The organism is Sorangium sp. So ce385 (assembly GCF_051474135.1).
Taxonomy (GTDB): domain Bacteria; phylum Myxococcota_A; class Polyangia; order Polyangiales; family Polyangiaceae; genus Sorangium; species Sorangium cellulosum_D.
Genome location: NZ_CP150337.1, coordinates 2291271 through 2310349 on the forward strand (window position 1 = coordinate 2291271; position 19079 = coordinate 2310349).

Below are 19079 nucleotides of genomic sequence, written 5' to 3' on the forward strand. Positions count from 1 at the left end.
GGTCGGGTGGGGAGGGCGGTCGGGTGGGGAGGGCGGTCGGGCGGGGGGAGGGCGGCGGACCGGAGCGGCTCAGCGGCCGCCGGCGACGTCGAGGAGGGTGCCGGTGCAGTAGGAGGACTCGCTCGAGGCGAGCCACAGGATGGCGTGCGCGACCTCCTCGGGGGTGCCGGCGCGGCCGAGCGGCAGGCTCGCCTGGAGCCGCTCGACGCGCCCTGGATCGCCGCCGCTCGCGTGGATGTCGGTGGCGATGATCCCGGGCCGCACGGCGTTGACCCGGATGCCCTCCGCGGCGACCTCCCTGGCGAGGCCGATCGTGAGCGTGTCGACGGCGGCCTTCGAGGCTGCGTAATCGATGTACTCGCCCGGGGAGCCGAGCTGCGACGCCCTCGACGAGACGTTCACGATGGCGCCTCCCGCGCCGCCGCGGCGCGTGGACATGCGCCGGACCGCCTCGCGCGCGCACAGGAAGCTGCCGACGACGTTGGTGGCGAGGATGCGCTGCACGCGCGCCGCGGTCATGTCCTCGAGGCGCGCCTGCCGGTCGAGCACGCCGGCGTTGTTCACGAGCGCCGTGACCGGGCCGAGGGCGGCGTCGACGGTCTGGAACAGGCGCACGACGTCGTCTTCGGCGCTCACGTCGGCGGCGATCGCGACGGCGGCGCCGCCGCGGCCGCGGATCTCGTCGACGACCCTGGCGGCGGCGTCCTCGTCGCGCAGGTAGCTCACGGCGACGGCGTAGCCGCGCTGCGCGGCGAGCAGCGCGGTGGCGGCGCCGATCCCGCGGCTGCCGCCCGTGACGATCATGATCCCGGCCATGGCGGGGGAGGTTAGCGCGGGTCGGCGGCGAGGACGGCGCGTCGCCGGGTCGCCGGCGAGAGCGGCGCGTCGCCGGGGTCGCCGGCGCGCTAGACTCGCGCCGCGCCGCCGTGCTCCTCGCGCGCGCCGCGCTCGCTGTCTTGATGGCTTCGATCCGCCTCCACGCCGCCGCTGTCCTCGCCGTCCTCTCGTCGTCCGCCTGCGCCGGCCCAGGCACGACGGCGCGGCCGTCGGCTCCGCCGGCGACGGCACCGCCGGTCGATTCGGCCGCTCCGCAGGCGCCCTCGGTCGCGCCGCCGGCCGGCGCGGCTGCCCCTCCGCGGCGCGCGCCTCGGGCCGGCGCGACCGGGGCGCGGCCTGGCGCCGTCGCGGCCGGGAGCGCGGAGCCCGCCTGGGCGCCGCCGATCCTGCACACGCTGGCCGTGTTCACGGTGACCCGCAGCGTGGAGGCGGTGCTGTGGCCCGACCCGTTCGCCGACTTCCGCCTGGAGCGCTGGGGGTACCACTACGGCGAGGCGTTCACGAAGCCGCCGCTCTTCGACGCCGATCAGCCCGCGTTTCGGTGGGATCACGACCCGTGGCCGATCAACGTGATCGGCCACGGCCTGCTCGGGAGCGAGATCTACTTCAGGGCGCGGAGCTGCCGGTTCGGCGTGCCGGCCGCGGTCGCCTTCGCCATCGCCGGCACCCACCTCTGGGAGTACGGCTACGAGGCCAACGGCGTCCGCCCCTCGGCGCTCGATCTCGTCTACACGCCGCTCGCCGGGGCGCTCCTCGGGGAGCTCCGCTATGCGACGTGGCGCGCGGCGGCGGGGATCGAGAGCGCGCCGGCGCGCGTGCTCGTGCGCGCGCTCGTGGATCCGTTCGGTGAGATCGAGCGGGGCGCGGGGGTGTTCGACTGCTAGCACCGAACGCACCCGCGGTGCCTCTTGCATTTGCCAGAGGCTTCCATCGTCAACCTTGAAAGCCCGAGGACCGAGGAAGACAAGCCACAGAGGGCACGGAGAAGAAGGTGGGAAAGAGTGCTTTTCCTTCTCTCTCCTCTGTGTCCTCTGTGCCTCTGTGGTTCAATTTCTCTTCGAAGACGTGGGCCCGCACGCCGACGGTATCGTCGTGCGAAGAGCCACTCCCTGGCCATCGACGCGGCGAAATCGTCTCGCCGCGGACCGGCGCTTGCTGGTGGAAAATTCGACTGCAGCTCGTGTAGCATGTGACAAGCGCAGGGCGCATCGAGGCAGTGCATGGAACATATACCGAAGCTCGTAGAAGGTCTTGCGACGCTGCTCTGGCCGATCGTCGCACTGTTCGTCGTCGTGCGGTTTCAGCCGGTCCTCGCGGAGCTGATCCAGTCCGCGAAGTCGCGCCGGTTCACCGTCAAGGTGGCCGGCAACGAATTGACGATGGAGGAGGTTCGGGAGCAACAGAGCAGCCTCCTCGCCGAGCTTCAAGAGCGGTTGACCGCTGTTGAACGTCAGCTGAAGGCAACAGAGGTAGCGCACGCAGATGGCGTGAATGACATCGCGCCGCCGCCTCGCAAGAAGACGGGGGCGATCCTTTGGGTCGATGACAATCCGCGCAACAACAGCCTCCTCGCGGAAATGTTGATGCGCAAAGGAAAGAAGGTGGACGTCGCGACGTCCACGGACAGAGGGCTCGAGCTGTTGTCCCGGTGTGCGTATGACGTCGTCATCACCGACATGAGTCGTCTCGAACAAGGCCGATATGTCGAAGATGCCGGGCTTGTCCTTACGAGGGCGATTCGAAGTAAGAACGAGGACATCCCTGTTGTTGTCTTCTGCAGCGAGGCGAAGGCCCAGAAGTACCACAAGGAAGCCCTCGCCGCAGGGGCCAAGGTGATTACGACCTCCAGCGTTGACCTCCTCGGAGCGGTGGAGCAGTTGTCGTAGCGAAGCCTCTGGTCGATGCACAGTCGGCCGATCGGATCGTAGTGCTCGATCTGGCGCCGGAGGCTGCCGCTGTGATGGAGCGCGACGACATCAGGGCCGGCGCCGTCGATGCAGTGAACGAGCCCGCACCCGATCGGCGGTGGGGCACGGCGGCGCCCTCGTCCGCACGGTCGACGACGGCGCCGCGTGGGAAGTGCCGAGAGCGGGAGCGCCCACATCGGGCACCCCGTTCGAGGTGCGCGGGAGCGGAGCCGAGATGTGGGCGCTGGGAGAGGACGTCCTGCTGCGCCGGCGCCCTGGCGACACGCACCTTCCCGCGGCGCCGCCGCGCGGCCCTTGACTTCGGGCCCGCCTTGCGACCTCCTGGTCTCTCATGAGCGATCCGAGCGAGCGCCACCCGGTGCGCGTGATCCCCGTCGACGACTACCGCCTGACGGTGGAGCGCAGCGATCACGGCTCGTGCATCCGGCTCGTCGATCGCGCCGGCGCGGAGCCGCTGCGGATCGAGCTGCGGCCCGAGGGGCCGGTGCTGGTCCTCGGCAGCGGCCTCTCGATCGCCGTGGCCGGCGATCTGCAGTTCGCGGCCGAGCGCGTGGCCATCCACGCCCGCGAGGGCATCGAGCTGAACAGCGGCGGCGACACGGTGCTGCGCAGCGAGGGCGACCTCGTCAGCGAGGCGCGCGAGCAGCGGCTCAGCGCCCGGCGCGGCGACGTGCGGGTCGAGGCCAACGACGACGTGAAGCTGCTCGGCGAGCGCATCCGGCTCAACTGCTGAAACGGCCGCCCAGCCGAGCCCGCTGCGCCCCGGCAGCGCGGCGGGCCTGGCCGGCGCGCCCGCCACCCTCGGAGGAGCATCGGCGTGAGCGACGTCAACAACCTCATCGCGGGAGGCTTGAAGCGCCGGCCCTGGATCGGCGTCGCGCTCGGGCTGATCGCCGGCGTCACGCTCTGTGTGCTCTCGGTCCGGGCGTGGCAGCGGGTGGCGGCGTTCGGGGACGCGCCGGTGCGGCTCCGCGCGGCGGAGGCGCTGCGCCGCGCCCGGACGGAGGCTGTGTGGGTGGAGCTGACCGACGCGCAGTTCTCGTGCGAAGGGAGCGTGGAGCTCGCAGGCACGCGGTACGGTCGTCTGCTCGCGCCCTCGCTCGGCGAGGTCGTGGCCCTGGTGAGCGCGGACGGGCCGCTCTGCCCGCCGCCCGGCCAGCCGCTCACGGGCGCCTTTGACACGCTGACGGGCCGACAGCGCTCCTTGCTGGTGGACCGGGGGCTGCCCGAGGCGGCCGACGAGGACGCGCTCGTGCTGTCGCTCAGGGACGGTCCGCGCAAGGCGCGCGTCGATGCCTGGACCTTGCTCGGCCTCGCCGCGATGTGCTTCGCGATCGGGTTTTTGGGCTTCGTCATCCGCCGCGCCGACGCGCAAGCCGCGCGGCGGGCCGCGGCCGCCCTGCCGCTCGCGGAGCTCCGGCGGCGCCTCGACCGGGGCACGCTGCGTCTCCGGCCGCGCTCTCTCCTGATCGCCCTCGCGACCGTGGTCCTCCTGGCGCCGCTCAACGGCGCGCTGATGGCGATCGCCGGCGTGGGCGCGGTCCAGATCGCGCGCGACGTGCTCACGCAGCCGGGCCGCTGGGCCGCCGCGGAGCCGGTCGCCGTCGACGGCCTCGTCTCGGTGGCGCCTCACGGCCACACCGCCTGGACCGACGACTATCTCACCGATGTGGTCGTGAGCTTCCGCGCCGACGGCGAGGAGCAGGAGGTGAGCTATCTGGTCGCCTGGGCGCCGGGGGTGTCGCCGGACATCGAGGTACGGAGGCGCGGAGGCGAGCTCATGACGAGCGCGGAGCCCGCCCTGAGGACACCGCGGCTGCTGATCGCGGCGGGGAGCGCGGGGTTCGCCGCCGTCCTGCTGGTGCTGGGCGTCAAGCTGGTGAGCGAGACCTGGTCGAAGCTCCGCGCGCTGCGCCGCGCTGCGAGCTCCCCCGAGGTCGTGCTGCTCCCGTTGCGCGACCTCCGGGAGAAGCGCCACAACGGCGTCGTCGTTGGATGGGAATGCGAAACCCTGAACGCGCAGGGGGAGGTGCGCCGCGAGGAGTTCGCTTATCGCGAGCCTCCCGCGCTCGACGACGCCGGGGCGCACGCGCTCGCCGTCCGCCCGCGCGGCGCGCCCGGCGCCGAGCCGATCGTGGTGGCCACGGATGGCTACCCGTTCCGCATCGATCCCTGAAGCAGGGGTGAGGTCGGCCGAGCGCGCTGCCTCGGTCCCGTCCGGCGCTCCTGGGCGGCGGGGCCGGGGCGATCGTGCGCTCTCCTGGCCGCGCCAGGGACAGGGGATCGCCCGCCCAGGTGTCCCCGGCGCATCCTCCCGCGTCCCTGCCAGCGGCCTCGGTGTCCCTGGCCCGCTCGCTCGTGTCCCTGGCGCCGGCGTCCATGTCCCTGGCGGCAGCTCCTCGGTCGTGTCCGGCCTGGCCCATGTCCCAGCCGGCGCGGTCGCTGTCCCAGCCGGCGCGGTCGCTGTCCCAGCCGGCGCGGTCGCTGTCCCTGCCGGACGATTCCCTGTCCCTGGCGGGGGCGCCGGGGGGCTCGGGTGCTAGAACCCGGCGCGTGACTCCCCGGCCGCTCGATCGCCTCCGCGAGCTCTTCGCCAAGGTCGACGCGTTCTTCGCGAACGCGAGCGCGCGCCACGGCGGGCGGATGGCGTGCGCGACGGGGTGCAGCGACTGCTGCCGGCGGCGGTTCTCGGTGACGTCGATCGAGGCCGACGCCCTCCGCGAGGCGCTCGCGGCGCTCCCCGAGGCCGATCGCGCGGCGCTCGCGGGCCGCGCGCGAGCGGGCGATCCCGGCGTGTGCCCGGCGCTCGACGGGGAGGGGAGGTGCGCGCTCTACGCGGCGCGGCCGCTCATCTGCCGCACGCACGGCCTGCCCATCCGGTTCACGCCGGCCGGCGGGCGCGCGCTGCCGGTCATCGACGCCTGCCCGAAGAACTTCGTGGGAGAGGACCTCCACGCCATCGAGGCGTCGTCGGTGCTGGACCAGACGACGCTCTCGACGGTGCTGGCCGCCCTCGACATGGCGCACGCCGACGCGGCCGGGCGGCCGCGCGGGCAGCGCGCCGCCATCGCGTCGGTGCTCTCGGGCGAGGGCTGACGCGCTCCCGGCGCGCCACGTCATGCTCGCCTCTCCCAACGCCGGTCAGGCGCGATCGTCGACGACCGTCGACGAAGAGCAGGGGGCGGAGTGGCTACGACGCCGAGCACGTTGAAATTCGGCGAAAGTCGATGGGTTCGCAGGAAAGCGCCGGGGGTCGTTCCTTGTTGCCCGGCTCGCCTTGTGCTCCGCTGGGAAGCGCATGGCGGGCAGGGCGCCCTCGCGACGAGCGCCGCCACCGGGTCGACGAGCGCCGGCACCGGCGCTGGAACGGCGTGGACGCCCTGTGAAGAGCGCCTGTCCCAGGAGGACTGCGACGCTCAGACATCGGACGATGACGTCCAACTCTGCTCCTGGGAGCTCGTGTCCGTGAGCCCCGACGGCGCGTCCTGCGACGCCCTGACCGAGGAGCACCGCTGCCTGGCGATACCGCGCGGCGGCCCCGGCGGATGCCCCGGAAGCGTGGAGTGCGGGCAGGAGGACGGCCTGCCGCTCCTGGTTCGCGAGGTCGGCGGGACGGGCGCCGACGGGACGCTCACGGAGGGCCCCTCCTCCGGCGCGTGCGCGTGCCGCTAGAACACCGACGTTGATCGACCACATCCGGGCACGCTGGCACGCTGGCACGCTGGCACCGGGTGGCACCGCGGCAGCAACGGCAGCTCGACGGCGCCGCGCGTGGACAGCAGCGAAAGGAGCGACGGCGGCGGGGATACGGCGCCGGCACGGGGCGCAGGCGCCGGCGAGGGCGGCGCTTCGAGAGGAGCGCGTGGCGCGCAGAGGAACCTCCTTCGAGCGGAAGCTCCTTCGAGCAACGCCAGAAGAATGATCCAGTGACGCCCCTCGAACCGCAGCGCTCCTGAGCTGGCGCGCTCGTTGCAATCTCTCTTGAGCGCTGCTCTTCATCTGATTCGACTGAAAATGAGGCGACGAGTGATGAACAACGAGAATTCGAGAGGCTGTCGCGAGATGGGCGGACTTCGGTTCGCATGGGTTCGCGCGGGCGCAGGCAGCGCGCTGCTCGCTCTGGCGACGGCGGCGTGCGGCGTCGCAGACCCGAGCGACGGCATCTCCGACGAGCCGGTCGAGACCAGCGGGGAGGCGATCCGCGCCGGCACGGAGGGCGGCGGAGTCGGCGTCGTCGAGATCGGAGGCTGCACGGGCACGCTGATCGGTGAGCACATGATCCTCACCGCGGCCCACTGCTTTGACGACGATCTCGGCACGGCGCTGACGGGCCTGGTGAGGACCAAGGTCTCCTATGCGGACACCGGGACGACCTGGAGATGCATGACAGGCGCTCCCTCGAACGGGAAATGCGATACGGACCGCGACGTCTACGTGAGGCGCTTGCAGCACGGATGGGCGTCGGGCTCCGACCTGGCCGCCGTGTTCACCAAGGACAAGGGCGGCTCCTTCAGCAACGTGACCATCAACGACGCCGCCATCGGAGTCTATGCAGGGAACCTGAGCTCTTCGGAGTCCTATACGTTCTACGGGCGAGGCTATTATCACTACAATGGCACAGGGGCGGGAGTCATGCGCTACATGCACGACTCGTTGAACTACCTGGCGAGTGACTACTTCCTCACGGACGCCGACGAGATCCGGATTTGCAGGGGCGACTCGGGCGGCCCGTATTTCCGTGGAAACGGCAACTGGGTGTTCGGCGTGCAGTCCAACGCGGATCTGTCGTCTGAATGCGCCCAGGTCGGCGAAGAAGTGCGGGGCACGCGGCTGACCCCGACCCGGATCAGCAACATCAATAACTGGCGCGCCCTCGAAGGGCTCCCGGCGTGTACGACGCTGTCGAATACGATCACTGACCGCTGGATCTGTGATTGAGTGACCCCTGATCCCGGCGGCGACTGGAGGAGTTGCTCGACGCCAGCCCGCAAGACGTCGGCCGGGCACGGCCAGCGTGGACGCGCGAACTGCTCAGGGGGCGTGATCGCTCACGCCTCCGTCAGGAACGTCATGTGGGGCAGCTTGGCGCTCGGGTCGTCCCGGTGGATCTCGGCGTGGACCCTGCTGATGAGCTGCTTGCAGTGGCTCAGGTCGTCGACCCGCAGGAGGAACAGGATGTCGCTGGGATCGTCGTCGTTCGTCCAGACGTGCTCCAGGTGCATCCCCTGTTCAGCGTGGCTGGCCGCGTCGGCCGCCAGCTGCTGCTTGACGTCCTCGAGCGTGGCGCCGGTGAGCCTTGCCAGTATGTGAGCCATGTTCAGACCTCTTCAGGGTGGTGAGCCAAAGGCGCGCCGCACGGGGCCGTGCGGCCAGGCGCGGGGGGTTCGATCGGGATCCCTCGTGGGTGTAGCCGAACTGGGAGTCCGGCGGGGGCGCTTTTTCTCGAATCGCATCGCACCCTGATGAGGCCGCACGCGCCGACGCGAGCTGCCCTCCAGGGAGAGCGCCGGTGGCTTCACCGAGCCTCCGCGCGCCGACGCGGCCGGCTCGGGATCGCGTCGCGCGCCGGGGCGCTTGGTCGACCGACCGAGGAGGTGATACCAGGAGGTCAAGGACGTGAGAGAGCGGCCACACCCCAACGACCCGGCGCGCACGGCGTTGCTCGTCATCGACATGCAGAACGACTTCCTCGCGGAGGGGGGCGCGTTCTCGAAGCGGCACTGCGATCCGCATCAGCTCGCCCAGAGCGTGGCCTGGCTGGTGCGCGCCGCGCGCGCGCAGGGGCGCGCCGTGGTGTGGGTGACCTCGGCCTACGGCGAGCTCGACGCGGCACCGGACGCGCTCCGCGGGCAGACCCACACCGACGGCGCGTGCTGCGCCCGCGGCACGTGGGGCGCCGAGCTGTTCCCCGCGCTCGCCCCGGTGCGCGCCGAGCGCCCGGCGGGGGCCGCGGACTTGCACGTCGAGAAGCGCTGGTATTCGGCCTTCCGCGACACCGACCTGCGCGCCAGGCTCGACGAGGCGGGCGTGACCGCGGTGATCCTGTGCGGCGTCGCGACCAACGTGTGCGTCCTCGCCGCCGCCCGCGACGCGCGCCGGCTCGGCTTCGAGGTCGAGGTCCTCGAGGACGCGACCGCGGCGAGCACCGCGGGCAAGCACGCCGCGGCGCTGCGCGAGATCGAGGGCCTGGGCGGCCGGCGCCGCCGCTGGGCCGACGTGCTCTCGGACGGGCCCGGGCCGGTGTGCGTCGCCGGCATCGGCGCGGGCGGGACGGCGCTGTGGTGCGGCGCCCTCGACGAGCGCCTCGCGGGCGGCGCGGGCGCGTTCGAGGCCGTCGAGCGCGAGGTCGCGTGGACCACGATGCTCCACCGCGGCGGGGAGGTGCCGCGCCTCGTCGCGATCCAGGGCGAGCGCGCGCCCGACGGCGCCGTGCCGCTCTACCGCCACCCCGTCGACGAGCAGCCCGAGCTCGGCGCCTTCACCCCCGCCGTCGACAGCATCCGCAGGGAGGTCGAGCGCCGCGTCGGGCACCCGCTCAACCACTGCTTGCTCCAGCTCTACCGCACGGGGCGCGACTGGATCAGCGAGCACTCCGACAAGACGCTCGACCTCGTGCGCCCGTCGTTCATCGTGAACGTCTCGCTCGGACGACGGCGCACCATGGTGCTCCGGCCCAAGCGCGCCGGCGAAGGGGGTGCCGTCCAGAAGGTCCCTTTGCCGCACGGCTCGCTGCTCGTCATGGACCTGGAGACCAACCGCCGCTTCTATCACGCCATCCGGCAGGAGGGCGACGGGGAGGGCGACGACCAGGCGTCGCGGATCTCGCTCACCTTCCGGCATATCGGCACGTTTCACGATCCGGCGACCGGGGCTGTCTGGGGCGTCGGCGCGCCCACCGCGGATCGCGCCGAGGCCGAGGCGCGCGCCCGGGCCCGGGCCGCGCTCGCCGAGCCGGAGCGGGAGGCGGCGGAGCGCGCCGAGGCAGAGCGGATGCTCCAGCTCTTCCGCGCCGAGAACATCGACGCTGCCTTCGACGCCGCCGCGTACCGCGCGGGCTTCGAGGCGCTCAACTTCCGCACGCTGCAGGGGCCCGGAGGCGACCGATGAGCGCGCAGCGGGCGGTGTATTTCGTGAACGGCTCGATCTCGAGCTGGCGCGTGCTCCTCGCCGTTCGCGAGAAGGGCCTCGCCTTCGAGCCCCGCCGCCTGCGCGTGATGCGGGAGCCCCGCGAGACGCGCGCCGCGGAGTTCCTGGCCCTCAATCCGCGCGGCCAGGCCCCGGTGCTCGTCGAGCCCGACGGCACCGTCATGAACGAGTCGCTGGCGATCCTCACGTACCTGGAGATGCGGTATCCCGACCCGCCGCTCCTCCCGCCGCCCGCCGAGCCCGGCGCGCTCGCCCGCGCGCTCGCCTGGGCGCAGGAGTCCGAGGCCACCGCGTGCGTCTATGACCCGCTGGAGAGCCTCTTCGAGGCCGGCCCGGACGCCCTGTCGCCGGACCGGCGAGCGGCCATCGCGGGCGCGCTCTCGGGCGTGGAGCGGGAGCTCGCGCTGTGGGAGGCGCGGGCCCGGAGGACACGGTTCATCGCGTCGGACGCCTTCACGCTCGCCGACTGCGCGTTCTACCCCGTGCTCGCCTACATGCAGCGGCGCGGGCTGTCGCTCGCCGGCCATCCCGCGCTCGACGCCTACGAGCGCCGCGTGCGGGGCCGCCCCTCGGCGGTCGCCTCGTATCCGGAAGGCTGGTCCCACGACGTGGCGCGCCCCGATCTGTTCGCAAAGGCGCGGGCGCTCGCCGCTCCGGGCGTCTCCGGGAGCTGACGCGCGCAGGGCTCGGCCCGCGCCCCGAGCGCGGGGCGGGCGCTCAGGGCGCGGGCGCGGCGCTGACGATGTACTCGACCGCGAGGCCGAAGTTGCAGCCGCCGCTGATGTCATAGTTCTTGAGATAGCGCTCGTTGGTGACGGTCAGCCCGCCGACCTCGGCGCTCTCGCCGTTCGCGATCGAGACGGCGGGCTCGTCCTCGGCCTCCACGGTCATCGCGAACTCCTCGTAGCCGCACCACCCATCCTCGCTGTAACAGGCGGGCTCGCCCTGGGCGATGGAGAGGCCGATGGGATCGTTCTCGCCCACGGCGACCACGAGCTCCCCGTCGCGCTCGACGCGGACTCGGGTGACGTGCTCTCGCCAATCCGTCGCTTCAGCATAGGAGTAGTCGACGTCGAGGGCGTCGCCGACGGCGACGGCGCTCGCCGCGAAGCCCGGGACCGTGAAGCCCAGGGTCCGCGCCTTCCCGTCCTCGTCGGCGAGGTCGATCATGACCTCGGGCGCGGCGCGTCCGATCGCGCTCCAGCCGAGCGCGCAGGGCTCGTCCGGGGCGGGCGGGCGCACGGCCGTCACCGTGCCGGAGAACGCGAGGGTCCACGGCACGCTCGCGTCCTCCCGTACCGGGAGGTCGACGTCGGCGCACGCGAAGACCCTGGGCTCGTGCGCCTCACAGGCAGGTCCGCCGCCGGTGCCGCCGGTGCCGCCGGTGCCGGCGCCGGTGCCGCCGGTGCCGCCAGTGCCGCCAGTGCCGCCGGTGCCGCCAGTGCCGCCGGTGCCGCCGGTGCCGCCGGTGCCGGCGCCGGTGCCGCCGGTGCCGGAGCTCGTGCCGCCACCGGGGTTGATCTCGACGCTGCACGCGGCGAGGCTGACGAGGAATGTCATGAGGGAGGCAAGGAGAGGCAAGCTGGTTCGATGGTGCATCCCTTCACCGGCAGCACACCGTGTGCCAATCCGGGCACTGTGCCGCTGACGCTGGTCTTTTCCTTGCGATTCAGCAGGGATGACTGGCCCGAAGGTCCACGAACGGCCGAGGTTGGCCGGGTCCTCACTGTGCCATCTTGAGCAACTCGGCGCGTCCGCGGGTGGTGGCCGGATTTGAACATGAAGGCGGGAAGGCGGGAAGAAAAGATCATGATCTTCCCGCCTTCATGTGAATCACTCCGGGGGCAAGTTGGGCCGCCACCCGTCCGCGAAGGTGGATCATGCGCCAGACGCCAGCCGACGCCGGACCCCCTGGTCACGCGCGGCGTCCTCGTGGGCGACGGGGCGGTGCGGGGCGGGCGCTCAGGGCGTGGACGTGGCGCTGACGACGTACTCGGCCGAGAGGCCGAAGTTGCAGTCTCCGGTGAGGTCGTAGTTCCTGAAATAGCGATGATTGGTGACGGTCAGCGCGCCGACCTCGGCGCTCTCTCCGGTCGGGATCGAGACCGCGGGCCCGTCGCCGGCCGACACGGACATCCCGAGCCTCGCGTAACCGCACATGTCATCCTCCTCGCGGTAGCACTCACGCTCGCCGTCGCGGAGGGTGAGCCCGAGGGGCTCGTTCTCTCCCACGCCGACGACGAGCGCTCCGTCTCGCTCGAGGCGAATGCGGGTGCGCGATTCCAGGTCCCAATCCACGAACCGGGAGGCGAAGAAGTCGACGTCGAGCGCGTCGCCCACAGCGACGGCGCCGGACGAGAAGCCCGGGACCGCGAAGCCCACGGTGAGCGCATTCCCGGCCTCGTCCGCGAGGTCGATCATGACCTCGGGCGTGCCGTGTGCGATCTTTGTCCATCGACGCGTGCACGGCTCGTCCGGGCCGGGTGGGCGTACGGCCGTCACCGTGCCGGAGAACGCGAACGTGCGAGGAGAGCTCGAGGGATCCACCTCTGGGAGGTCGAGGTCGGCGCACGCGAAGACGTCCGTCGTGTACGGATAACAGCTAGGCCCGCCGCCGGTGCCGCCGGTGCCGCCGGTGCCGCCAATGCCGCCGGTGCCGCCGATGCCGCCAATGCCGCCGGTGCCACCGGTGCCACCGGTGCCACCGGTGCCACCAATGCCGCCGGTGCCACCAATGCCGCCGGTGCCGCCAATGCCACCGGTGCCCCCGGTGCCGCCAATGCCGCCGGTACCGCCGGTGTCGCCGATACCGCCGATGCCACCTGTGCCACTGCCGCCGGCGCCGCCGGTGCCGCCGCCGTCGATGATCTCGACGTTGCATGCGGCGAGGGTGACGAGGAACGTCATGAGGGAGACGAGGAGAGGTAAGCTCGTTCGATGGTGCATCTCTTCGTCAGCAGCACATGATGTGCCAGCCGAGCACTGTGCCGTGGCGCTGGTCCTTTCTTTGCCATGTGGGCTCGATGGGCCCGGAAGCAGCGCGAATCGCCGACGTTCACCAGGCCCCAGTTGTGCCATCCTGTGCAACCCGAGACCCCCGCGAAGGTAGATCATGCGCCCGACGCCGACCGACTCCGCCATCGATTTCGCCGCCCTCGATCCGGGCGCGCTGCCGCCCGCGCTCGTCGAGCAGGCGCGCCTCGTCTGGGCCGACCGTGTCCGCACCGAGTACCAGTCCATCCAGATCGCGACGCGCTTCCTCGGCGAGGCCCTCGCGGCGGGCGAGCCGCTCGACGTCTCCCGCGCCGTCGCGGAGACCATCGACGAGGAGATCCGCCACGCCGAGCTGTGCGGCCGCATGTGCGCGGCGCTCGGGGGCCGCGCGCCCGCGCCGCGCGACGTCGCCGCGCCGCTCGCGGACCTGCGCGAGGTCCCGCTTGATGAGCGCGTGCTCGCGAGCGCCATCTCGCTCTTCCTGATCGCCGAGGCGTTCTCGGTCGGCTACCTCCTGGATCTCGAGGCCCGCGCCGATCACCCGGTCACGCGCGCCGTGCTCGCCGCGATCGCGGGCGACGAGGCCGAGCACGAGGCCTTCGGCCCCGAGCTCGTCGCGCGCAAGCTCCGCGATCTCCCGTCGGCGAAGCGGGCCGCGTGGCGCGGGTTCACGGGCCGGCTCGTGCGCGGGCACCTCGATCGCGCCGAGCAGGTCCTCGCGCGCGTCCCGGCGGAGGACCGGTCGCTCGACCGCTGGCCCGAGCCCGAGCGGGCGACGCTCGGGCTCCTCGGCGAGGTCCGGCTCGCGCTGCTCTGCCAGCGAACCTACAAGGAGCGGCTCGCGCCGGCGCTGGAGAAGCTCGGGCTCGGCTGAGAAGGCGGCGCCTCGCCGTGGGGCCTGCCGGCCCTCGCTGAGGGGAGATTCTGCGCCGTCACGAGCCGTGGGCGCCGTCCACCGCGCGCTGTTCTGCCGCTCGCAGCTCTGGCGACGGTCCGCGCGGAAGGCGGTGTCGCGATCGGGGCGCGGCTGGGTCGCTGGTACGCCGCGTGTATTCGCCGGTGCGAGGAAGTGTCCTGAGGCGATGGCCGTAGACGGCGGCAGGTGAGGTGAACATGGTCATGTCGATGCAGCAGACCGCAGCAGCGGCTGCGGGCGCCGTGATGGTGGCGCTTGCGCTCTTGGGGTGCGGGTCCGATGGGGGTGATCCGCAGGGCGGAACGGGCGGGGACGCGGGCGCTGGAGGCGCGCAAGGGGAAGGCGGGAGCGCGGACGGGGGCGGCGGCGCCGGCGCGCAGGGCGGAGGCGGGCCGTGGGAATGCGTGACCCTCGACCTCAAGCCCGGCGAGGTCGGCCCTGGCGGCGTCGTGGCGCTGTTTCGCGACGACGATCTCAATTGGATCGAGTCCGTCGAAGGGAGCGCGCTCTCGGGGGAGTACGTGTACTTCGACGCGGACTACCAGCTCCTGCGCGTGCCGGCCGCCGGCGGCCCCGCGGAGACGCTCGGGCCCTTGCCCAGCGGACGGCACGCCATGGTCGGCGACACCCTCGTCTGGACCGAAGAGGTGAGCTCGCAACGCAACGTGCGCCTGCTCGCCGCGCCGGCGACGAACCTGAGCGCCTCGACCGTGCTCGCGGAGGACATCCTCCCTCCTCGCATGCTCGCGCTCGACGCCACGAACGCCTACTACGATCAGGGCGACCCGCAGGCGATCTGGAAGGTCGCGCTGGCCGGCGGCGGCGCCCCCGAGGTGCTGGTGCCGAGCGGCCACCCGCTCGGCATGATCAGCCACGACGGCGCGCTCTACTGGCTCGACTTCCAGACGACTCGGCTCGAGCGGGTGCCGCGCGAAGGCGGCACCCGTGAGCCGCTCGCCGACGTGTTCTTCGGCGGGCCGATGGCGGCGGCGGGCGAGAGCGTCTTCTGGACCGACCACAGCCTCCACACGGTCAACCGGTGGCGCGACGGCGCAGCCGCCATCGATGTCCTCCACGACATCGAAAGGGTCCCGAACGCGGACCCCACGCCCTCCGCCATCGCCGTGAGCGGTGATACGGTCTACTGGCTTCAAGGCTTTGGCTGCGTCGAGCTGTGGCAGGTGAAGACGGACGGCACGGGCGCTCGGAGGACAGCGTCCGGCTTCTTCCTCGCCGATGGGCTCGCGGTCGACGAGAGCCACGTCTTCGTGGTGGCGGACGACGCGGTTTACCGCGTCGACCGCTGACCCCCGGCGTCATTCACCAGGTCTCCGCCTCGCGCTGGCCCGGCTCCGAGGCGCATCTGTCTTACACTGCGCTCCATCGGGGGCCGCCTGCGTCGTTCCTGCGGCGGGCGGGCGCCGGCGCGGCTGGCCGCTCGCCGTGGAGGTGTGCGGGGCTACAGGAGCACCGGAATCGTTTGGCGCGGCGGCTGCGGCTCCCGGCTCAGCTGGCTTCGGTCAACGGCAGAGACGCCGGCGCCGACCCTAGCCACCGACCCGTCACCATGTTATTGCTAGCCGGAATTCCACCACGCGTGCAATTGACGCGCGTCGGCGGTTCGCCTGGCGTGAACCTGGCGTGAGGAGAGTCGAAGCCACAAGAAGCGCACGTGCTTGAAAGGCCCAACCTGGGCGTGGCGAACCTGACTCCCCCTGGCCCCGAGGTCAGCGCCCTTGGGCTCACCTCGCGGGCCCCGCCGCCGAGAGCCCCCTCCGAACGAAGGCACACGCAAACCACGAGCTGGAGATCCGGTCATGACCGTTGTAATTGGAGACAAAGAGTATTTCCCCGGTGTCGGCAAGATCCCCTACGAGGGGCCCGAGTCCGACAACCCCCTCGCCTTCAAGTGGTACGACGCGAATCGCGTCGTCGCCGGCAAGGCGATGAAGGATCACTTCAAGTTTGCGGTGTGTTACTGGCACACGTTCTGTGGTCGTGGGCACGACCCGTTCGGTCCGGGGACGATCAATTTCCCCTGGGACGAGGGCAAGGACGCGCTGGCCCGCGCTCGCATGAAGATGGACGCGAGCTTCGAGTTCATCACCAAGCTCGGCGCGACGCACTACTGCTTCCATGACATCGACCTCGTGGAAGAGGGCGACAGCCGCGCCGAGACGTCGCGCCGCCTCCAGAGCGTCGTCGAGTACGCCAAGCAGAAGCAGGCGCAGTCGGGGATCAAGCTCCTGTGGGGCACGGCGAACCTGTTCTCCAACCCGCGCTACATGAACGGCGCCTCCACGAACCCGGATTTCGCCGTGGTGGCCTACGCCGGCGCCCAGCTCAAGGACGCGCTCGACGCCACCATCGCGCTGAACGGCGAGAACTACGTGTTCTGGGGCGGCCGCGAGGGCTACATGAGCCTGCTGAACACGGACATGAAGCGCGAGAAGGACCACTTCGCCCGCTTCCTGACCCTGGCGCGCGACTACGCGCGCTCGCGCGGCTTCAAGGGCACCTTCTTCATCGAGCCGAAGCCCATGGAGCCCTCCAAGCACCAGTACGACTTCGACGCCGAGACCGTGATCGGGTTTTTGCGTCAGCACGGCCTGGACAAGGACTTCAAGCTCAACCTGGAGACGAACCACGCGACGCTCGCCGGCCACACCATGGAGCACGAGATGCAGGTGGCCGCGGACGCCGGCATGCTCGGCAGCATCGACGCGAACCGCGGCGACTACCAGAACGCGTGGGACACCGACCAGTTCCCCTACAACATCAACGAGACCGTGGAGATGATGCTCATCCTGCTCCGCAGCGGTGGCTTCCAGGGCGGCGGCGTGAACTTCGACGCCAAGCGCCGCCGCAACTCGACGGATCTGATCGACACCTTCCACGGCCACATCGGCGGCATGGACGTGTTCGCCCGCGCGCTCATCATCGCCGACGACCTGATCCGCAAGTCGCCGCTCGAGTCGATGCGCAAGGCCCGTTACGCGTCGTTCGACAACGGCAAGGGCGCGGACTTCGAGCAGGGGAAGCTCACGCTGGAGCAGCTCGCCGAGATCGGCAACGCCGGCGGCGAGGTCAAGCTCACGAGCGGTCAGCAAGAGCTGTACGAGAACATCGTCAATCGCTACATCCGCTGAGCCGGGCGATCGAGGGGACGACGGCCGGGCGACGCCGCGGCGCGCTCACCGGCCCAGCGCGGCCATCTTCTCGTTCACCCAGTCGTCCCCCACCAGCGGGTGCACGCCCGCCCCGTCCCGCTCGAGGTCGATCCCCACCGAGAGCAGGCCGCTCTTCACGAGGAACGCGCCGAGCGGCTCCTGCCCGTCCGACTTGGTGAGCCGCCCGCGGATGGCGAGGTTGCCGCCCTGCGCCTCCAGCAGCCTGAAATCGACGCCGCTCTCCTTGCGCCTCACCGTCGCCGAGGCCTTGAGCCCCTCCATGGTGAGGAGCCCCGCGGCCCACCCGGGGATGGCGTCCTCGGCGTCGAGCAGCGCCACCGCGGGCCGCGCGTCCTTGCACTCGAGCCGGATCGCCGCCTCCATCAGGCCGCGCCCCACCTTCGCGTCGTCGACGTCGATGCGCGCCCACCAGCCGGGCAGCGCCTCGCCCTCGTGCTCGATCGCGAGGTCCTCGATCTCGATGCGGCTCTTCCCGAGCTTCGCCGTCGGGCCGAGGAGGTTCGCCGCATCGATCGCCACGCGCGCCTTGATGTCGCCCTTCACCCGCGTCTCCTTCCACGCGAGCGCCCCTTGCTTGAGGAGGAGGCTCAGCGACCCCGTCCCCCGGCCCAGCGGGTCGACCTCGAGGCTGCTCCGCGCGAACGCGGCGCCGCCCGTGAACCGCGGCGCGTCCGGCCCGGCGTCGTCCGGGTTGAGCCAGCGCAGGTCCGGGATCGCCGCGGCGACGACATCCACCTTCGACGAGAACCCCGGCGGGAGCCGCATGAGGTGGAGCTCCGGCGCGTCGAAGGCGGCGCTGGCCCGCTCCACCACGATGGGCGGCAGCCCCTTGCCCGGGCGCTCGAGCGTCGCGCGGGGCACCGCCACCGCGAGGCGCGCCTGCCCGCGCTCGTCGACGCGGAGATCCACATTCGCCGCCACGGCCGCCCGGAGCGACCCGGCGGAGGCCGCGAGGTGGCTCGTGCCGTACGAGAGGGAGCTGCCCGGCTCGACGTTGCCCCGGTTCACGACGAGGTTCGCCCGGAGCTCTCCGCTCCCGTCCTCGATCCGCGGCTCGGCGTCCTCGCCGGTGAAGAAGTGGATGAAATCGAGCCCAGGCAGCTGGGCGTCGAGGCGCACGCGCGCCCAGGTGGTGTCGAAGACGTCGAGCCCCTCGATGTCCCGCGGATCGAACGTGTTCATCGTGATGTCGAGGTCGGCGTCGACCCGCGCGACGACGCGATCGGCGAGGTGGACCTCGCCCGAACGGAGCTCCAGCGCCACGGGCCCGACGCGGACCGAGCGGAGCGGCTTGTAGTAGAACCCCCCGCGCACGCGGCCGCCGCCCGCGTACCGGACCTGCTGGATCCAGACCTCCTTGAGCGTCGTGTCCACGCGCTCCAGGTGCACGGTCCAGAGGTTGTAACCCTCGTCCGAGTTCTCGAGATCGCGCCTCGGCGGCAGCTCCGGCTTGAGCGGAGGGTTCGTGAACTCCGGGATGGGGGGGAGCGCCTGGATGTGCGGCGCCTCCAGATCGCGCTCGCTCGTGGGATCCACGAGCAGCCGCATGCGGAAGGTGAAGCCCTCGGCGCGGATGTCCTCCGCATGGAACTTCTTCCGGAAGAGATCGGTCAGGTGGATGTCCGCCTCCACCTCGTCGAGCAGCACCGCCCACTCCAGCGTGCTGTCGGCCCCGCTGAGCCGCAGTTCCTTCACGTGCACGACGCCCGGCCAGAGGCTCCAGGCCGACCCGTAGAACAGCGATGCGTCGGTCGGGTTGTAGCTGACGAGCCTCGCCACGAGCTTCGTGCTCAGCATGACGTTGCCGATGACGACGTAGCCGAGCCAGAGCGCGATCGGCAGGATCAACATCACCTTCAGCGCCTTGCTCATGCGCGGCCCGAGCCACCCTCTGAGGCCACGCGAAGACGTCACGGCGAAAGCTCCCGGCATGAACGGGCGGAACGCACGCGCCGTGCCGCCGAGCTGGCCCGCATCGCGGCCGGCAGGCGCTGGGCTCGCCGTAGCGATCTGCCCCGCGTGTGGCGGAGGTCGCCACGCGCGGCGCGCGAAAGTGCGCGATCTTGC

17 protein-coding genes are annotated in these 19079 nt (G+C 71.7%); 12 read left to right on the forward strand and 5 right to left on the reverse strand.

The window, feature by feature from the left end; translation table 11 throughout:
- Positions 1–69: 69 nt before the first annotated feature.
- Positions 70–816 carry an SDR family oxidoreductase gene (locus WME83_RS08470; protein ID WP_437318749.1) on the reverse strand — a complete coding sequence of 249 codons (747 nt, stop codon included), beginning with the start codon at positions 814–816 and terminating at the stop codon, positions 70–72.
- Positions 817–959: 143 nt separating this feature from the next.
- Between WME83_RS08470 and WME83_RS08475 the strand changes: the two genes are divergently transcribed.
- The 7 genes from WME83_RS08475 (at position 960) to WME83_RS08505 (ending at position 7703) form a co-directional block, all read left to right on the forward strand.
- Positions 960–1721, forward strand: coding sequence for a DUF3943 domain-containing protein (locus WME83_RS08475; RefSeq protein WP_437318750.1), 762 nt, complete (start codon positions 960–962; stop codon positions 1719–1721).
- A 336-nt stretch (positions 1722–2057) separates the two neighbouring features.
- A complete protein-coding gene (locus tag WME83_RS08480) occupies positions 2058–2723 on the forward strand; it encodes a response regulator (protein ID WP_437318751.1) in 666 nt (221 codons plus the stop codon).
- A 373-nt stretch (positions 2724–3096) separates the two neighbouring features.
- Positions 3097–3498, forward strand: a complete 402-nt coding sequence (locus WME83_RS08485) for a hypothetical protein (RefSeq protein ID WP_437318752.1) — start codon at positions 3097–3099, stop codon at positions 3496–3498.
- Between the two features lie 84 nt (positions 3499–3582).
- Positions 3583–4941, forward strand: a complete 1359-nt coding sequence (locus tag WME83_RS08490; protein ID WP_437318753.1) for a hypothetical protein — start codon at positions 3583–3585, stop codon at positions 4939–4941.
- Between the two features lie 377 nt (positions 4942–5318).
- Positions 5319–5861, forward strand: a complete 543-nt coding sequence (locus WME83_RS08495; protein ID WP_437318754.1) for a YkgJ family cysteine cluster protein — start codon at positions 5319–5321, stop codon at positions 5859–5861.
- A 183-nt stretch (positions 5862–6044) separates the two neighbouring features.
- On the forward strand, positions 6045–6437 hold the full coding sequence (locus tag WME83_RS08500; protein WP_437318755.1) for a hypothetical protein: 393 nt from the start codon (positions 6045–6047) through the stop codon (positions 6435–6437).
- 357 nt (positions 6438–6794) lie between these two features.
- The gene (locus WME83_RS08505) at positions 6795–7703 is read left to right on the forward strand and encodes a trypsin-like serine peptidase (RefSeq protein WP_437318756.1); all 909 of its coding nucleotides are present in this window, start codon (positions 6795–6797) and stop codon (positions 7701–7703) included.
- Between the two features lie 110 nt (positions 7704–7813).
- On the opposite strand, the gene WME83_RS08510 is transcribed toward WME83_RS08505, so the two are convergent.
- A complete protein-coding gene (locus tag WME83_RS08510; protein ID WP_437318757.1) occupies positions 7814–8080 on the reverse strand; it encodes a hypothetical protein in 267 nt (88 codons plus the stop codon).
- Positions 8081–8381: 301 nt separating this feature from the next.
- Here WME83_RS08510 and WME83_RS08515 point away from each other — a divergent pair, with 301 nt between their 5' ends.
- Positions 8382–9872 (forward strand): isochorismatase family protein, encoded by a 1491-nt coding sequence (locus tag WME83_RS08515; RefSeq protein WP_437318758.1) that lies wholly within the window; start codon positions 8382–8384, stop codon positions 9870–9872.
- A complete protein-coding gene (locus WME83_RS08520; protein WP_437318759.1) occupies positions 9869–10585 on the forward strand; it encodes a glutathione S-transferase family protein in 717 nt (238 codons plus the stop codon). The genes WME83_RS08515 and WME83_RS08520 overlap by 4 nt, the downstream gene beginning before the upstream one ends.
- A 43-nt stretch (positions 10586–10628) precedes the next feature.
- On the opposite strand, the gene WME83_RS08525 is transcribed toward WME83_RS08520, so the two are convergent.
- Together WME83_RS08525 and WME83_RS08530 are read right to left on the reverse strand one after the other, a co-directional pair.
- Complete coding sequence (locus WME83_RS08525) at positions 10629–11471, reverse strand: hypothetical protein (protein WP_437318760.1); 843 nt, start codon at positions 11469–11471, stop codon at positions 10629–10631.
- Between the two features lie 402 nt (positions 11472–11873).
- Positions 11874–12818 (reverse strand): hypothetical protein, encoded by a 945-nt coding sequence (locus WME83_RS08530; protein WP_437318761.1) that lies wholly within the window; start codon positions 12816–12818, stop codon positions 11874–11876.
- Positions 12819–13023: 205 nt separating this feature from the next.
- On the opposite strand from WME83_RS08530, the gene WME83_RS08535 reads away from it, so the two are divergent.
- The 3 genes from WME83_RS08535 (at position 13024) to xylA (ending at position 16970) form a co-directional block, all read left to right on the forward strand.
- Positions 13024–13779 carry a ferritin-like domain-containing protein gene (locus WME83_RS08535; RefSeq protein WP_437318762.1) on the forward strand — a complete coding sequence of 252 codons (756 nt, stop codon included), beginning with the start codon at positions 13024–13026 and terminating at the stop codon, positions 13777–13779.
- Positions 13780–14024: 245 nt separating this feature from the next.
- Positions 14025–15128 (forward strand): hypothetical protein, encoded by a 1104-nt coding sequence (locus WME83_RS08540; protein ID WP_437318763.1) that lies wholly within the window; start codon positions 14025–14027, stop codon positions 15126–15128.
- Positions 15129–15638: 510 nt separating this feature from the next.
- Complete coding sequence (xylA, locus tag WME83_RS08545) at positions 15639–16970, forward strand: xylose isomerase (protein WP_437318764.1); 1332 nt, start codon at positions 15639–15641, stop codon at positions 16968–16970.
- A 45-nt stretch (positions 16971–17015) separates the two neighbouring features.
- Here the strand turns inward: xylA and WME83_RS08550 are convergent, their stop codons facing one another.
- Positions 17016–18884 (reverse strand): hypothetical protein, encoded by a 1869-nt coding sequence (locus WME83_RS08550; protein ID WP_437318765.1) that lies wholly within the window; start codon positions 18882–18884, stop codon positions 17016–17018.
- Between the last annotated feature and the right edge of the window lie 195 nt (positions 18885–19079).

Coding starts and splice junctions, on each gene's coding strand:
- WME83_RS08470 (WP_437318749.1), bottom strand. CDS start 816: ATGGCCGGGATCATGATCGTCACGGGCGGCAGCCGCGGGATCGGCGCC.
- WME83_RS08475 (WP_437318750.1), top strand. CDS start 960: ATGGCTTCGATCCGCCTCCACGCCGCCGCTGTCCTCGCCGTCCTCTCG.
- WME83_RS08480 (WP_437318751.1), top strand. CDS start 2,058: ATGGAACATATACCGAAGCTCGTAGAAGGTCTTGCGACGCTGCTCTGG.
- WME83_RS08485 (WP_437318752.1), top strand. CDS start 3,097: ATGAGCGATCCGAGCGAGCGCCACCCGGTGCGCGTGATCCCCGTCGAC.
- WME83_RS08505 (WP_437318756.1), top strand. CDS start 6,795: ATGAACAACGAGAATTCGAGAGGCTGTCGCGAGATGGGCGGACTTCGG.
- WME83_RS08510 (WP_437318757.1), bottom strand. CDS start 8,080: ATGGCTCACATACTGGCAAGGCTCACCGGCGCCACGCTCGAGGACGTC.
- WME83_RS08520 (WP_437318759.1), top strand. CDS start 9,869: ATGAGCGCGCAGCGGGCGGTGTATTTCGTGAACGGCTCGATCTCGAGC.
- WME83_RS08525 (WP_437318760.1), bottom strand. CDS start 11,471: ATGACATTCCTCGTCAGCCTCGCCGCGTGCAGCGTCGAGATCAACCCC.
- WME83_RS08530 (WP_437318761.1), bottom strand. CDS start 12,818: ATGACGTTCCTCGTCACCCTCGCCGCATGCAACGTCGAGATCATCGAC.
- WME83_RS08535 (WP_437318762.1), top strand. CDS start 13,024: ATGCGCCCGACGCCGACCGACTCCGCCATCGATTTCGCCGCCCTCGAT.
- WME83_RS08540 (WP_437318763.1), top strand. CDS start 14,025: ATGTCGATGCAGCAGACCGCAGCAGCGGCTGCGGGCGCCGTGATGGTG.
- xylA (WP_437318764.1), top strand. CDS start 15,639: ATGACCGTTGTAATTGGAGACAAAGAGTATTTCCCCGGTGTCGGCAAG.
- WME83_RS08550 (WP_437318765.1), bottom strand. CDS start 18,884: ATGAGCAAGGCGCTGAAGGTGATGTTGATCCTGCCGATCGCGCTCTGG.